Below are 14,577 nucleotides of genomic sequence, written 5' to 3' on the forward strand. Positions count from 1 at the left end.
ACAAATTGTCAGAGCCCGTTAATGGGTGATGGCGTGCCTTTTGTAGAATGAACCGGCGAGTTACGATTCCATGCAAGGTTAAGCTGAGAAAGCGGAGCCGCAGCGAAAGCGAGTCTGAATAGGGCGAATCAGTATGGGGTCGTAGACCCGAAACCAGGTGATCTACCCATGTCCAGGGTGAAGGTCAGGTAACACTGACTGGAGGCCCGAACCCACGTATGTTGAAAAATGCGGGGATGAGGTGTGGGTAGCGGTGAAATTCCAATCGAACCTGGAGATAGCTGGTTCTCTCCGAAATAGCTTTAGGGCTAGCCTCAAACGAAAGAATCTCGGAGGTAGAGCACTGTTTGGACGAGGGGCCCATCCCGGGTTACCGAATTCAGACAAACTCCGAATGCCGATGATTTATGTTTGGGAGTCAGACAGTGGGTGATAAGATCCATTGTCGAGAGGGAAACAGCCCAGACCACCAGCTAAGGTCCCCAAGTATCTGTTAAGTGGAAAAGGATGTGGCGTTGCCCAGACAACCAGGATGTTGGCTTAGAAGCAGCCATCATTTAAAGAGTGCGTAATAGCTCACTGGTCGAGTGGCGCTGCGCCGAAAATGTACCGGGGCTAAACAGATCACCGAAGCTGTGGATTGACCTTAGGGTCAATGGTAGGAGAGCGTTCCAAGGGCGTTGAAGCTAGACCGGAAGGACTGGTGGAGCGCTTGGAAGTGAGAATGCCGGTATGAGTAGCGAAAGAAGGGTGAGAATCCCTTCCACCGAATGCCCAAGGTTTCCTGAGGAAGGCTCGTCCGCTCAGGGTTAGTCAGGACCTAAGTCGAGGCCGATAGGCGTAGACGATGGACAACAGGTTGATATTCCTGTACCACCTCCCCGCCGTTTGAGTAATGGGGGGACGCAGTAGGATAGGGTGAGCACACAGTTGGTTGTGTGTCTAAGCAGTGAGGTGGAGAACGAGGCAAATCCCGTTCTCATATAACACTAGGCTGTGATGGCGAGGAGATTAATCTCCAGAGTCCCTGATTTCACACTGCCAAGAAAAGCCTCTAGCGAGGCGGGAGGTGCCTGTACCGCAAACCGACACAGGTAGGCGAGGAGAGAATCCTAAGGTGATCGAGAGAACTCTCGTTAAGGAACTCGGCAAAATGACCCCGTAACTTCGGGAGAAGGGGTGCTCTGGTAGGGTGAATAGCCCGAGAGAGCCGCAGTGAATAGGCCCAGGCGACTGTTTAGCAAAAACACAGGTCTCTGCAAAATCGTAAGATGACGTATAGGGGCTGACGCCTGCCCGGTGCTGGAAGGTTAAGAGGAGGGGTTAGCGCAAGCGAAGCTCTGAATTGAAGCCCCAGTAAACGGCGGCCGTAACTATAACGGTCCTAAGGTAGCGAAATTCCTTGTCGGGTAAGTTCCGACCCGCACGAAAGGCGTAACGATCTGGGCACTGTCTCAACGAGAGACTCGGTGAAATTATAATATGCGTGAAGATGCGCATTACCCGCGACAGGACGGAAAGACCCCGTGGAGCTTTACTGTAGCCTGATATTGAATTCCGGTGCAGCCTGTACAGGATAGGTAGGAGCCTTGGATTCCGGAGCGCTAGCTTCGGAGGAGGCATTGGTGGGATACTACCCTGGCTGTATTGGACTTCTAACCCTTGCCCGTGATCCGGGCAGGAGACAGTGTCAGGTGGACAGTTTGACTGGGGCGGTCGCCTCCTAAAGAGTAACGGAGGCGCTCAAAGGTTTCCTCAGAATGGTTGGACATCATTCGCAGAGTGCAAAGGCATAAGGAAGCTTGACTGCGAGACCTACAAGTCGAGCAGGGTCGAAAGACGGACTTAGTGATCCGGTGGTTCCGCATGGAAGGGCCATCGCTCAACGGATAAAAGCTACCCCGGGGATAACAGGCTTATCTCCCCCAAGAGTCCACATCGACGGGGAGGTTTGGCACCTCGATGTCGGCTCGTCGCATCCTGGGGCTGTAGTCGGTCCCAAGGGTTGGGCTGTTCGCCCATTAAAGCGGCACGCGAGCTGGGTTCAGAACGTCGTGAGACAGTTCGGTCCCTATCCGTCGCGGGCGCAGGAAATTTGAGGAGAGCTGTCCTTAGTACGAGAGGACCGGGATGGACATACCGCTGGTGTACCAGTTGTCTTGCCAAAGGCATCGCTGGGTAGCTATGTATGGACGGGATAAATGCTGAAAGCATCTAAGCATGAAGCCCCCTTCAAGATGAGATTTCCCATTACGCAAGTAAGTAAGATCCCTCAAAGATGATGAGGTGGATAGGTCTGGGGTGTAAGTACGGCGACGTATGTAGCTGACAGATACTAATCGATCGAGGACTTAACCTATACTAAAAAGTAGTTACTTGAACTACACCAATGTCTTTTATTCAGTTTTGAGTGAACAAGCTTTACTCAAAGAGTCTAGTAACGATGGCGAAGAGGTCACACCCGTTCCCATACCGAACACGGAAGTTAAGCTCTTCAGCGCCGATGGTAGTTGGGGGTTTCCCCCTGTGAGAGTAGGACGTTGCTAGGCATGCGAAGCCATTCCCTTTGGGGAGTGGCTTTTTTGTGTTTTATTATGGAAATGAACTGAATCCCAAGTTGAGTAATCTCGTGGATATTGGTTGTTCACTCAGTGAATCAGAGAAAGCGCGCTATCGTCCAGCATAACTGCTCTATGAAATGCATTGACCGCTCTATCGCCTCGCTTATTCGCTCTATCCGTTTGCTCAAGCGCTCTATTGTCTTGTTTATCTGCTCTATCAATCAGCTAAAGCGCTCAATCCCCACGCTTATCCACTTCACGCCCCTCAGCAAGCAATCTTATCAGCCACACCAACCATTCAATCTCCAAAAGATCATCAACTTTACTCCACATCCACTATTTTCCCCAGGAAATAACTAAATTTCTCTTTAAAATTTCATTTAACCTAATAGTCTATGGCTTGTTGGGGTATATTGATAGTAAGACACGTACGATAGCAGGGGAGGGATTTCTATGTTCATGACTATAATTAAACGCTTCTTTAAAGAACGCTTTTTTGATCAGGCGGCGCAGAACGCTTACTATTTGTTGCTTTCGGTATTGCCTTTTTTGCTTGTAGTGCTGTCTATTGTACAATTCTTACCTGTAGAAGAGGCTAGTATTTTAGCGTTGCTACGTCCATTTGTGCCAGATGAATCTTTTCAGCTGATTGAGCAAAGTGTTCAGTCTGTACTCTATAAAAGTCATGGCAAGTTACTAGCACTCAGTGTGCTAGCTGCATTATGGACCACATCCATTGCGGTACAATCATTTGCCCGTTCATTGGACATGGCGAATCGGAGGCTTCATCAGCAACCGCTATGGATTAGCATAATCCGTAATCTCGGTGTAACGATTCTATTCATGCTTATCGTACCGATGTCTCTATTTTTGCCGTTGATTGAAAAACTTATGCATACAGTCATTGCGTATTATGATGTGCTAGATGCATGGGAAGGCTGGTTGTATATTTGGCCCAATATAAAATGGGGTCTTGGCACATTCTTTTTATTTTTGTTCTTCTTATTATTTTATCAACTTATGCCAACGGGAAAGATGAAATGGAAAGAGGCGTTGCCAGGAGCTTTGCTTTCAGCATTTGGCTGGCAGTTAGTTTCATTATTATTCGGAGAGTATGTATCACGGGTGGATTACTCTAGGCTATATGGACAATTAGCCGGGATTATCATGCTAGTGTTATGGTTTTATCTAACGGCAGTAATTATTATTCTTTCTGGATTATTGAATGCAGAGTGGAAAAGGAGGAGACGGATTACATGAAGATTTTAGTGGTGGATGACGACATACATATTTTGGAATTGGTGAGTATTCATTTGCGACAGGCAGGGTATACCGTCGTGAAGGCAATGAATGGACTAGAGGCACTTGAGGTAGTCGACAAAGAGTGGCCAGATTTAGCGGTGGTAGATGTGATGATGCCAGGCATGGATGGCTATACGCTAACGAAAAGGCTTCGTGAGGATACGGAAATCCCAGTTTTGTTGTTGACAGCTAAAGGCGAGATGGAGGACAAGGAGCGTGGCTTTTTGGCTGGATCAGATGATTATTTGGTAAAGCCATTTGAACCGAAGGAGTTATTGTTCCGGATCCATGCTATTTTGAGACGTTATGATAAAGCGGTAGACCGGATGATTCAGGTCGGTCCTTTAGTGATCAATCGCCAGAGTTATGAAGTAGTGCTTGGTAAGAAGTCATTATTGCTTCCATTAAAAGAGTTTGAATTGTTGTCAGTGTTAGCTTCTCGCCATGGTCAGGTGTTTACGCGCGAAGTGTTAGTAGAGCGCGTATGGGGCTTTGATTATGAAGGAGATGAACAGACGTTGAGTGTGCATATTAAACGTTTGCGGGATAAGCTCGAGAAGCTTACGAGTCAGGTGAAGATTGTGACGATACGTGGTGTTGGGTATAAGCTTGAGGTTTTGGAATGAAGTCGCTGTACGGGAAGTTTCTCGTCTTAACAGTTGGGATCATGGTGTCAAGTGCGATAGTAGCGTTCCTTTCCGTCAACACCTATTACCACCGATATTTAAAAGATGAGAACGATGCGAAGAATGTTAAAGTTGCCGAGGAGATTGCTTTGTTCATCGAGGCGAATGACAGCATAAATTTACCAGCCTACTTTGATATGCTGGCCGGAGCGGGGTATAAGCTGCTCGTCAAATCGCCTGATGGTGACTCGATTGTCTACGGGGAAGCATTTCGGGATGATAACCTAGAGTATGGAGCGGTTCAGAAGGTCTATAGTGGCCAAGTCTATCATGGTATGCGGGACCTAAAGGCAGAAACGTTTGTGACGGGTTATTTCTCTAATGAATCCGCTAATACAGTAGGTGTACCGTTTATGTACGATGGAAAAACGTATGCATTGTTTTTGCGACCAGATATTAAAATGCTCTTCACGGAAATCCACTATTTGCTCGGTGGCATGGTTATAGTCATGGCGATTATCAGTATTCTCGCGATGCTCGTCGTTGCGCGGAAGCTGATTGCACCAATTGTTGTATTGACGAGAGCGACGAAGAAGGTAGGCGAGGAGCAGTTCACGAGTGAGCTGTCGATTGATCGTCGAGATGAAATTGGGCAACTGGCGAATAGCTTTCAACAGATGATTGATCGTTTGAGTGAGAATGACCAAATTCGAAAAGCGTTTGTCAGTGACGTATCGCATGATTTCCAGTCACCATTATTGAATATTAAAGGATATGCAGATTTGTTAATGGATGAAGAGTTACCAGCTATTGAGCGTATACGTTATGCGGGAATCATCCAGTCTGAAACAGAACGCCTATCGACTTTGACGAAGCAGCTACTATTGTTGACATCACTCGACCAGCTTATCTCGCCATTGCAGAAAAAAGTATTCCGTGTGGATCAGCAAGTGAAAGAAACTGTGCGAAAAGCACAATGGTTATTGCAAGAAAAAGAAATGTCCGTCATGCTTGAAGTGGATGACATCACGTATGAAGGTGATCCTGCATTTCTTGAGAAAGTATGGGAGAATTTATTGTCGAATGCACTGAAATATTCGCCGGATGGGGGAACGATTGACATCCGATTGACTGAGAGGAACAATGAGGTCTATTTCTCTATTGAAGACACAGGAATTGGTATGTCAACTGAAACTAAGAATCGAATATTTGACCGTTTTTATCGTGCAGACCACTCGAGAACGCGCGAAGTGGAAGGGACCGGTCTTGGATTATCTATTGTTGAACAGGTAGTACGTCTTCATGATGGCCGTGTGGAAGTGGTCAGTGAGTTAGGTAAAGGTACCCTATTCATTGTATATTTACCGAAGCTGTAACAGGCTGTTCATCTTCCGTTCATCTCGGAGTGTTATAATAAATGTAATATAAAGACGACAGGAGGAAATATAAAATGCAAGAAAAGTGGAGTGTACGATTGATTCGTATTGCAGCAATTTTTGGTTTAATTGGGACGGTTCTTGGTTCCCACATGGCAGGGGCCGGTTCGTATGCGTTCCGTCCGATTCACGCGCATATTTTACTTGTAGGCTGGTTGTCTGTGTTTTCATGGGGCGTGTTCTACAAGATTTACCGAGTCCGTGCTAGAAAGCTGTTAACACTGCAAGGCTGGACAGGGATTATCGGTTCGATTGGTTTAACGGCGGGAATGTGGTTGCAGTTCATGCAGCCGTTTAATATAAATGAAGTATTCTCGCTCATATTCTATATCGTAGGCGGTACCGTGTTATTAATAAGTTTTGCTTTATTCGTAGTTGTAACATTTATGATCGAAAAAACACCTGCTGCACGTCAATAAATAATTACCCAAGAATCTGGTTCACTCCGGATCCTTGGGTTTTTTGTTGTCGAATTTTACGGGAAAATTTTCACTGATAATCAGTAGTTTCAACAAATATTGCATCACTCCTATGACATACTAGAGCGACCTAACAGATGAAGGAGCGAATGACAATGACTGCTCGCAATCGGTTTCACCTCATTATGATTTGTTTTACTGTCTTGATTGCTGGAACGTTGTTAATTAAACAAACGGCGAGTTCAGAACAACAAAAGATCGAAACGATAGGAATAGATTACGCCTCGATGAATCAGTCCGTAGAAAAAGTGCTGAAAGATATGCCCGAAATAGCAAAGGAGCTGGCATCTATTCAATCCGGAAAGCATGAGAATCAGCTCGACCAATCATTTTCAACAAGTAAGACGGAGTTCCGTTTACGTGTGAAAAATAATCTTACTGAGCAAGAGCATTCTTCTCCGTTTCTGAGAGGTATCGCGGAGAAGCAAACAGAACATTATCAAGATGCTTTAGATATTGCTAAAGAAGCATATGGGATTACAGTAACGGAAGACGAAATAGATGCGTATATTGAAGAGAATGTATCGACAATTTGGGACGCGGAAAAACGAAAGTATGCGAAGTCACTACAATTAACACTAAACGAACTGGACTATCAATTTGATCGAGACGTCTATGTGATGAATGTACTCTGGGAGAGAGTATTACCTATCGTGATGCAAGAGTTTCCGCGAAAGCGTGGCGAAAGTGGACAAGCGTATGGAAAACGATTGAAGGAAGAGTTTTTCAGTGGTCAAGAGGATTCTGTTTAAGAAATGCTAATAATATAAATGCGAGAGACTAATCATGAAAGGAGATTAGTCTCTTTTCTGCTGTATACAGCACTAAGAGTTTAAGAGTTTTGTAAGAGGTGGTCATTATACTCGTATGAGTGAAGAATACGTCTATCGAAGGAGAAGGTGCAATGACTCGGAAATTTATAGGTTGGGCTCTTGTCATTGGCGGAGTGTTAATCGTTTGCTATCCGATGTTGAAGAATATCGCATACGACAAACAGCAACAGGAACTTCTTGAAGCCTTTGATCAGCTCGGTGCCATGGAAGACGTGGACTTTACGGATGAACCAGAAAGGGTATCGTCAGCGGAAGCACCAGTGGATAAGAAAAGCCCTTCACTTCAAGGTAGTCGTGGAATTGTCTCGATCGATAAAATTGATTTGAAGATGCTAATGTTCGATGGGGTTACGGAGAATGAACTCGGCAAAGGTGCGGGGATCATGGAGCCACAAAAAGACTTCACGAAACATAATGTTGGCCTTGCAGGACATCGCGCAGTAGCGGATGGCAAGCAGTTCAATCGGCTTGGAGAACTGGAAGTAGGCGACGACATACAGGTGAATACAAAGAATGAAATCCTTCATTACCGCATTACCGATACATTTATCGTACATAAAACAGACGTATCCGTATTAGAAGACAAAGAAACACCGCAACTCACACTCGTCACATGCACACCACTCGGTAGCTGGAATCCGCCGGACCGATTGATTGTGCAAGCAGAACTTCAAGAAGTGGAGAAGCGTTAACCAAGTTATTTATATCTACATATAGATAAGAGTTGTAAAAGAGGGATATTCATTTGAAGGGTCAGCAACAAACGACCCTGCCATACACAATGAAGAGAGAAGAGGGGAAGAAATTTTGAAGAAACAGATCAACATATTCATGCTTACACTTCTGATCATAAGCCAAACTATTCTAGGGCCGATTGGTGCAAGTGTGGCTAGTGCGGAAAGCTTTCCGCAGTCTACGTCGAATGATGTAGGGAATGAGGAAAATAAAAGAAATTCTGCTGAGGCGGATACAGAGAAGGTTGAGGTTCCCGAACAAGATCTAGTTAAGCCTGAGGAGCCGAAAGAACCGGTAAAGCCCAAGCCAGAAAATGAAGGATCTAATGATTCTGAAGAACAACTAGATAAACCTTCTGTGGATTCTGATGAGAAACCGGATGAAAACCCGGTTATAAAACCGGAAACTAAGCCAGACGAAGAGAATAAAGCGGAAAAACCAACTGATAAAGAAGATGAGATGGATGTAACGGAAGGCGAGGGAGAAGATTCTTCTGATCAAGAATCCTCTGACGAAGATGGAGATGAGGAAAGTGATGAAACTGCTGATGAAGATGAAGAGCAACTTGACGAAGATGAGAATGAACTATTAGTTGAAGAAAATATAAATCTTCAAGACAATGTCAATTTGAATTTTAATCATCTGATCGTTAATGGAACGGCTATCAGCAATGCAAGCGATGCAGCAAATGTTACTCCTACTATAGGGGACAAGGTTGAAGTTTATTATAAATTTATAATTAATGCAAAGCAGGAATCGGGTTTAGGATCGCACTTTACTTTTGACCTTCCACAATCCTTGTTGAACTTTAATCAAGGCGGTCTAAATGGCACAGTCAGCGAAGACGATGTGACATTTGAATTTACTACAGTTGGTAAAACTGTAACGGTAAAATTAATTGAAGGTACGCTTGAAGAAGAGTCTTTCTTTAATGGGACTTTAAAGTTCTTTGCAGAATTTAATGCAGACGGAACAAATGAAGGGTTAGAACAAGAGCTGGTAATACCTATAGCTGGATCGGATTCAATTACAATTCCATTCGTATTCAAACCAAAAGCTACTGGGCAGTCGATGACGAAGTCAGGTAAACCGGTTATTGAAGGAAATGCTCGTTATATAGAATGGGAAGTTTGGACGAATCGTGAAGGGACTTTATTGGAAGGTGCAACACTAAATGATACTGCGGATGGCAAGCATGAACTTGATGGAGACATCACAGTAGAGAAATTTGCAGTAGGATTATCAGGTGTAGGCAGTAGTAAGGATACAACTACTGCGACTTCATTCCCTGTAAGCTTAGAGAATGGACGATATGCATACAAGTTAACTTATAAGACGATTGTTACGCATGAACAAGAAAATGTTACAGAGAAGTTCACTAATACTGCTACTCTGAATAACAAGGGAAGTGAAATTTCTGCGAGTGCAGAAGTTAGCCATACTTATGGCGATAAGCTAAAGAAAACCGCTATTGTAAAGGATAAGTACAAAGCGAAGTGGCAAATAGCCTATAATTACTTCGGCAGTAAAATAGATTCACGGACATTAGTAGACACTATCAAAGGTCCGCATAAAGTCATTCCGGGTACTATCAAAGTATATAGTGTGACGGTAGACGCATCTGGATCGGGAACAATAGGATCGGAAGTCGCACGATCGGCAACCATTCATGATGATGGTAAGGGCTTCGATATTATTTTAGAATCTCCAAATGGTGAAGCGTATTTAATAGAGTATGAAACAGAAAATGAAAGCGATTTTGTTATTAATGGCGAAAACGTTGAAAATACAGTAACTGATGGACAAAATACAAAGTCAGATAGCTTTGGAATTAACGAAAATATCTTCTCTAAAACACGTGGTGCAATTGACTATGATAATAAAATCATTACGTGGACAATTAAAGTGACTGTAGAAAACGAAATGAATAATTTCATTATTGAAGATACATTTACAAATTTCGGTGAAGGTGGAACTCGTCAAACATTACTCGGTGAAGAGGGCAAGCAGTTTAACATATCTAATGGTAGTGAACCTATAATCACAGTAACTGATAAAACAGAAGGCTTTAATTTAAACTTTGGTAGGTTATCAAAAGGAACCAACTTTACTATCACTTACAAAACTAAGTTTGATATTCTTGAAAACGGTACAGCATATGGCGCATATGAAAATAAAGCGAATGCTAAATGGACTAGTCCCGTTGATTCTAAAGAATATAATGTTGAAAAGACAGCTGGATACTATCCAGGCGAAAGCTCACCAACAGGTCAAAACGGATATAAAAATGGTTCATTTGACTACGTAGATCAGGTTTTCAATTGGAATGTTGCAGTTAACATCAATAAACAAGCAATTAATGGATCTGTTCTTACGGATACTATTGAAGAAGGACATGAACTGATTACAGATTCAATCAAAGTTCACAAATTAATTTTATCTGGTGATGATAAAGGTGTACCAGGTGCGGAAGTTACTAGTGGCTTTACAAAGACAGTAGATTCAAAGCAAAAATTCACTATCAAATTCACTGAACATACGACTGATGCTTATATTATCACTTATCAAACAAAAGACTCAGATAACATTATTGGGAATGGCGGTAAAGCAATATACGAAAACAAAGCGGACTTCGTTACAACGAATAACAACACATTCCCGTTAAGTGCCGGCGTAACAGTAAAACATGCAAATGAATTGATTAAAAAAAGTGCCGAAATAAATGGAATTGAAGAAACTATTTCATGGACCATTGATGTGAATACATCTCATTCCAATTTGGGGCATATCACTTTGACAGATACAATGTCTAAGAATCAATTAATTCTAGAAAATACATTCCAGAAGCGTGAAATTAAGTTGAATGATACTGGCGGAATCAGCCATGGAGCATGGGAAACAGTATCACCGATTGTAAATAAGGAAAACAATAGCTTTACACTTGAACTAGGTAACTTAGATCAAAAGGGTTATCAAGTCAGCTATAAAACTTTCTTCTTAGGTGGAAATGGAGATAAATTCTCGAACGAGGCTTTCATTAACTATGAGGGAGAAGAGTCGGGAATATCCAAGGGTGACAATATCACGGATAAGAAATTCAATTTTAATGATGCAAGTGGTACAATTTCCTCTGCGAAAGGAAAACTGGAGCTACACAAAACTGGCTATAACTCAATTACAGGTGCTTCCAAAGATTTAAAAGGCATCACATTTGAATTGTGGAATAATAGTGGAACCATCAAACTTGCGGAAGCTATTACAAACGATGACGGAAGACTGACACTTGATGATATTCGCTATGGTAAATATAAGTTGAAGGAAACAGGAACTCCTAATAACTACGAAAAGTTGCCAAGCGAAGGACTAACAATCACGATGAACGATTCAATTAACTTCAATGAAAATGGCGGGGAACTTTATGAAGTTGTAAACAATGAAAAGGTGGACGTCGGAAACGCCTGTGAAGAATTTTCTCTACTCATCAAAGATACAAATAGCGACGCACGTAAAGACGTTGAACTAACATTTATAAGTGAAAACGGTAAAACAATCGTAACACGTACAACAGACGCGAATGGTAAAGTATCTGTGCCACGCAAAGAACTCCCAGCCGGAAAGTATACGGTTAAAGAAACAGGCGATAATGGAGTATACGAAACACTAGTTATTTCTTATGAAAAAAATGCTGACGGAGAATGTAAAGCAGTTGAAATCCAACCGGAAATAAAATGTACTGCTTTCACAGTAACAGTGAAGGAAACTGCAGATAAAGTACGTACAGGTGCTAAAGTAACATTGAAAAAAGATGGTAAAGATATTGTGACGGTAATAACAGATGAAAAAGGTGAATTCACAGTTCCAACAACTACTGCGGCTGGAGAATATAAGCTCTATGAAGGAAAGCAATTCTTGGGCGCAGTAAAAATCGACTATAATGACGGGAATTGTGGTGCAGAAGTTATCCAAGCACCAACTTGTCTAGACTTTGTACTAACAATTAAAGATGTCGATGGTGAAAGTCTAGATTCTTCCACTACAGTAACAGTAAAAGATAAGAATACAGGTGAGGTAATTGTAGAAGACGCCAAAACTGATAATTCAGGAAAGCTTGCTATCTCAGATTTAAAGCCAAGTGAATATGAAGTTCACGATGTAGATGGTGAATATCTAGGCGAGTTTGACGTTGATCTTGATTGTGCAGCAGAAATTCAGCCAGCACCAAAATGTACAGACTTCTTATTTACTGTAAAAGATGAAAACGGAGCGATTCGTCCTAATGTCGAAGTAACTGTAAAGAGTAAAAGCGGAGAATCTATGATTACAAAGACGACAGATGAAAAGGGAACAATCAAAGTACCTTCAAACACTTTGCCATCAGGTAAGTATGATGTCTACGAAGGAGAATTATTCATTAAAGAAGTAACAGTCAGTTATAAAGGAAACTGTGAAGGAGTTATAGCAGCTGCTCCTGTATGTGAAGATTTCACACTAACTGTCCAGTATAGAAGTGGAGAAGTTCGTCCCGATGTTGAAGTGACAGTAAAAAGTATAACGGGAGAAACCATTATTACTGCAAAAACAGATAGAAATGGTCAAATCAAAATCGATAATAAGAAAATGAAGCAGGGCACATATCAAGTATTTGAAAAGTCTTCTCTTATTAACTCATTCAAGGTAACTGATACATGTTCAGCAACAGTTAAGCCTAAACCACTGCCGCCTCAACCTGAAGTGTGTACAGACTTTACAATTGCTGTATTTGAAGAAGGCAACCCAGCAAGACCGGACATTGAGGTGGTCTTGAAAGACGGAGACAAAGAAGTGGCAAAAGGAATAACAAATATTAATGGAGATGTAAAAATTTCCAAATCGGTTCTGCCGAATGGTGACTATGAGGCATATGTGGATGGCAAAAAAGTTGGTACTGTGAAAGTAACGGATACTTGTCATGAAACAATCACCATCCCAACTAATCCAACATGTGAGAATTTCACCTTAACGATCATGGAAAACAATAATCCGATCATAAAAGGTAAAGAAGTTATCTTAAAGTCAGGTGACAAAGAAATCACAAAAGGCAAAACAGACGTAACAGGAAAAGTAGTATTCCCAATCAACGTTAAGCACGGGAAGTATGATGTAATCGTTGATGGCAAAAAAGTCGGGACAGTTACCGTAACAGAAACGTGTGAAGGCACAATTTCATATGCTCCTGTATGTGACGACTTTACTGCTACCGTAACGAAAGATGGTAAACCAGTAAAAGATAAAGAAATCGTCTTGAAAAAAGATGATAAGGAAGTAGCAAAGGGTAAGACGGATAAAGACGGCAAAGTAACATTCCCAGGTAAAATGCCGACAGGAGATTACGATGTCTATGTAGAAGGAGAAAAGTCAGGTAAAGTAACGGTTGGAAATCCTTGTGAAGCAGGAACCATTGTATTGGCTCCAACTTGCGAGTACTTTACGCTCACAGTGTATGAAGACGGTAAACCAGTAGGCCCGGGCAAACAGATCATGCTGAAACAAGGTGAGACAGTTAAAGCGGTGGGTACTACAAATGCACAGGGGAAGATTGTGTTTGATATTGCAAAGCTAGCTAAAGGTGAGTATGATGCATACCATCAAGAAGTAAAAATAGGAAAAGTGAACGTTACGAATACATGTGAAGAGACATTGACTCTAACGCATGCACCAGTATGTGAAGAGTTTACTGTAACGGTAACAGAAGACGGAAGATCGGTAGGGGCAGGAAAAGAAGTTATCTTGAAAGATGGAGATAAAGAAGTAGCAAAAGGTATAACAAATACCGATGGAAAAGTAATATTTCCTGGGAAATTACCGAATGGAGCCTATGATACATCCGTAGATGGTAAGGCAACAGGTCCTATTACAATTACAAATTCATGTGAAGCTGTCCTAAATGTAGAAGGATCATCTGGTGGCGGTAATCCAGTGGATCCAAACGAACCAGGTAAACCAGGCGAGCCGGTAGATCCAAACGAGCCAGGAAAACCGGGCGAGCCAGTGGATCCAAATGAGCCAGGAAAACCAGGTGAGCCAGCAGATCCAAATGAGCCGGGTAAACCAGGTGAGCCAGCAGATCCAAATGAGCCAGGAAAACCGGGCGAGCCGGTAGATCCAAACGAGCCAGGAAAACCGGGCGAGCCAGTGGATCCAAATGAGCCGGATAAACCAGGAGAGCCAGCAGATCCAAATGAGCCAGGAAAACCGGGCGAGCCGGTAGATCCAAACGAGCCAGGAAAACCAAGCACTCCATTGACACCGAGCACACCAAATATACCAGCCGGTTCTATTGGAGCCGCTGGAAGCAATACGAATGGCAGTAATGGCACTATCAGTAGTATTAGTGGAAGTAAAAACCCTAACACCTCGACAGGCAGCAATTTACCTCAAACAGGTGAAATTTATCCAATCATCCCAATCACACTAGGAATCTTGCTGATTGCAGGTGGTGTATGGGTTTTACGCAGAAAGAAGCATGCGTAAAAAATAAGTAGAAATTAGAAAGGTCAGCCACTTATGGGGCTGACCTTTTTTATAGTTCGTTTAAGAATTTTGTAAGAGTTTAACAGTATATTATA

Annotated in this window: 7 protein-coding genes and 2 rRNA genes (1 of these 9 running past the window's edge); all 9 read left to right on the forward strand. The window is 42.6% G+C overall.

What is annotated here, in order from left to right; genetic code table 11:
* Positions 1-2,359: ribosomal RNA gene (locus SporoP8_RS09935) — 23S ribosomal RNA — on the forward strand; it begins 570 nt to the left of the window's first position.
* Between the two features lie 74 nt (positions 2,360-2,433).
* Positions 2,434-2,549: ribosomal RNA gene (gene rrf / locus SporoP8_RS09940) — 5S ribosomal RNA — on the forward strand.
* Positions 2,550-3,014: 465 nt separating this feature from the next.
* A complete protein-coding gene (locus SporoP8_RS09945) occupies positions 3,015-3,821 on the forward strand; it encodes a YihY/virulence factor BrkB family protein (RefSeq protein ID WP_085132345.1) in 807 nt (268 codons plus the stop codon).
* Positions 3,818-4,489, forward strand: a complete 672-nt coding sequence (locus tag SporoP8_RS09950; RefSeq protein ID WP_085132346.1) for a response regulator transcription factor — start codon at positions 3,818-3,820, stop codon at positions 4,487-4,489. Before SporoP8_RS09945 ends, SporoP8_RS09950 begins: the two co-directional genes overlap by 4 nt.
* Entirely contained in the window at positions 4,486-5,865 is a 1,380-nt protein-coding gene (locus tag SporoP8_RS09955) for a sensor histidine kinase (RefSeq protein WP_085132347.1), read from the forward strand. Before SporoP8_RS09950 ends, SporoP8_RS09955 begins: the two co-directional genes overlap by 4 nt.
* Before the next feature lie 74 nt (positions 5,866-5,939).
* The gene (locus tag SporoP8_RS09960; protein ID WP_085132348.1) at positions 5,940-6,344 is read left to right on the forward strand and encodes a hypothetical protein; all 405 of its coding nucleotides are present in this window, start codon (positions 5,940-5,942) and stop codon (positions 6,342-6,344) included.
* Positions 6,345-6,499: 155 nt separating this feature from the next.
* Complete coding sequence (locus tag SporoP8_RS09965; RefSeq protein WP_085132349.1) at positions 6,500-7,156, forward strand: hypothetical protein; 657 nt, start codon at positions 6,500-6,502, stop codon at positions 7,154-7,156.
* A gap of 152 nt (positions 7,157-7,308) precedes the next feature.
* Positions 7,309-7,929: a class D sortase gene (locus tag SporoP8_RS09970; RefSeq protein ID WP_099627807.1), complete on the forward strand. Its 621-nt coding sequence runs from the start codon at positions 7,309-7,311 to the stop codon at positions 7,927-7,929.
* Between the two features lie 115 nt (positions 7,930-8,044).
* Positions 8,045-14,482 carry a collagen binding domain-containing protein gene (locus SporoP8_RS16875; protein ID WP_085132351.1) on the forward strand — a complete coding sequence of 2,146 codons (6,438 nt, stop codon included), beginning with the start codon at positions 8,045-8,047 and terminating at the stop codon, positions 14,480-14,482.
* Positions 14,483-14,577 lie beyond the last annotated feature (95 nt).

It is taken from the genome of Sporosarcina ureae, from assembly GCF_002101375.1.
In the GTDB taxonomy this organism is placed as follows: Bacteria; Bacillota; Bacilli; order Bacillales_A; family Planococcaceae; genus Sporosarcina; species Sporosarcina ureae_B.

Coding starts and splice junctions, on each gene's coding strand:
- SporoP8_RS09965 (WP_085132349.1), top strand. CDS start 6,500: ATGACTGCTCGCAATCGGTTTCACCTCATTATGATTTGTTTTACTGTC.
- SporoP8_RS09955 (WP_085132347.1), top strand. CDS start 4,486: ATGAAGTCGCTGTACGGGAAGTTTCTCGTCTTAACAGTTGGGATCATG.
- SporoP8_RS09970 (WP_099627807.1), top strand. CDS start 7,309: ATGACTCGGAAATTTATAGGTTGGGCTCTTGTCATTGGCGGAGTGTTA.
- SporoP8_RS09950 (WP_085132346.1), top strand. CDS start 3,818: ATGAAGATTTTAGTGGTGGATGACGACATACATATTTTGGAATTGGTG.
- SporoP8_RS09960 (WP_085132348.1), top strand. CDS start 5,940: ATGCAAGAAAAGTGGAGTGTACGATTGATTCGTATTGCAGCAATTTTT.
- SporoP8_RS09945 (WP_085132345.1), top strand. CDS start 3,015: ATGTTCATGACTATAATTAAACGCTTCTTTAAAGAACGCTTTTTTGAT.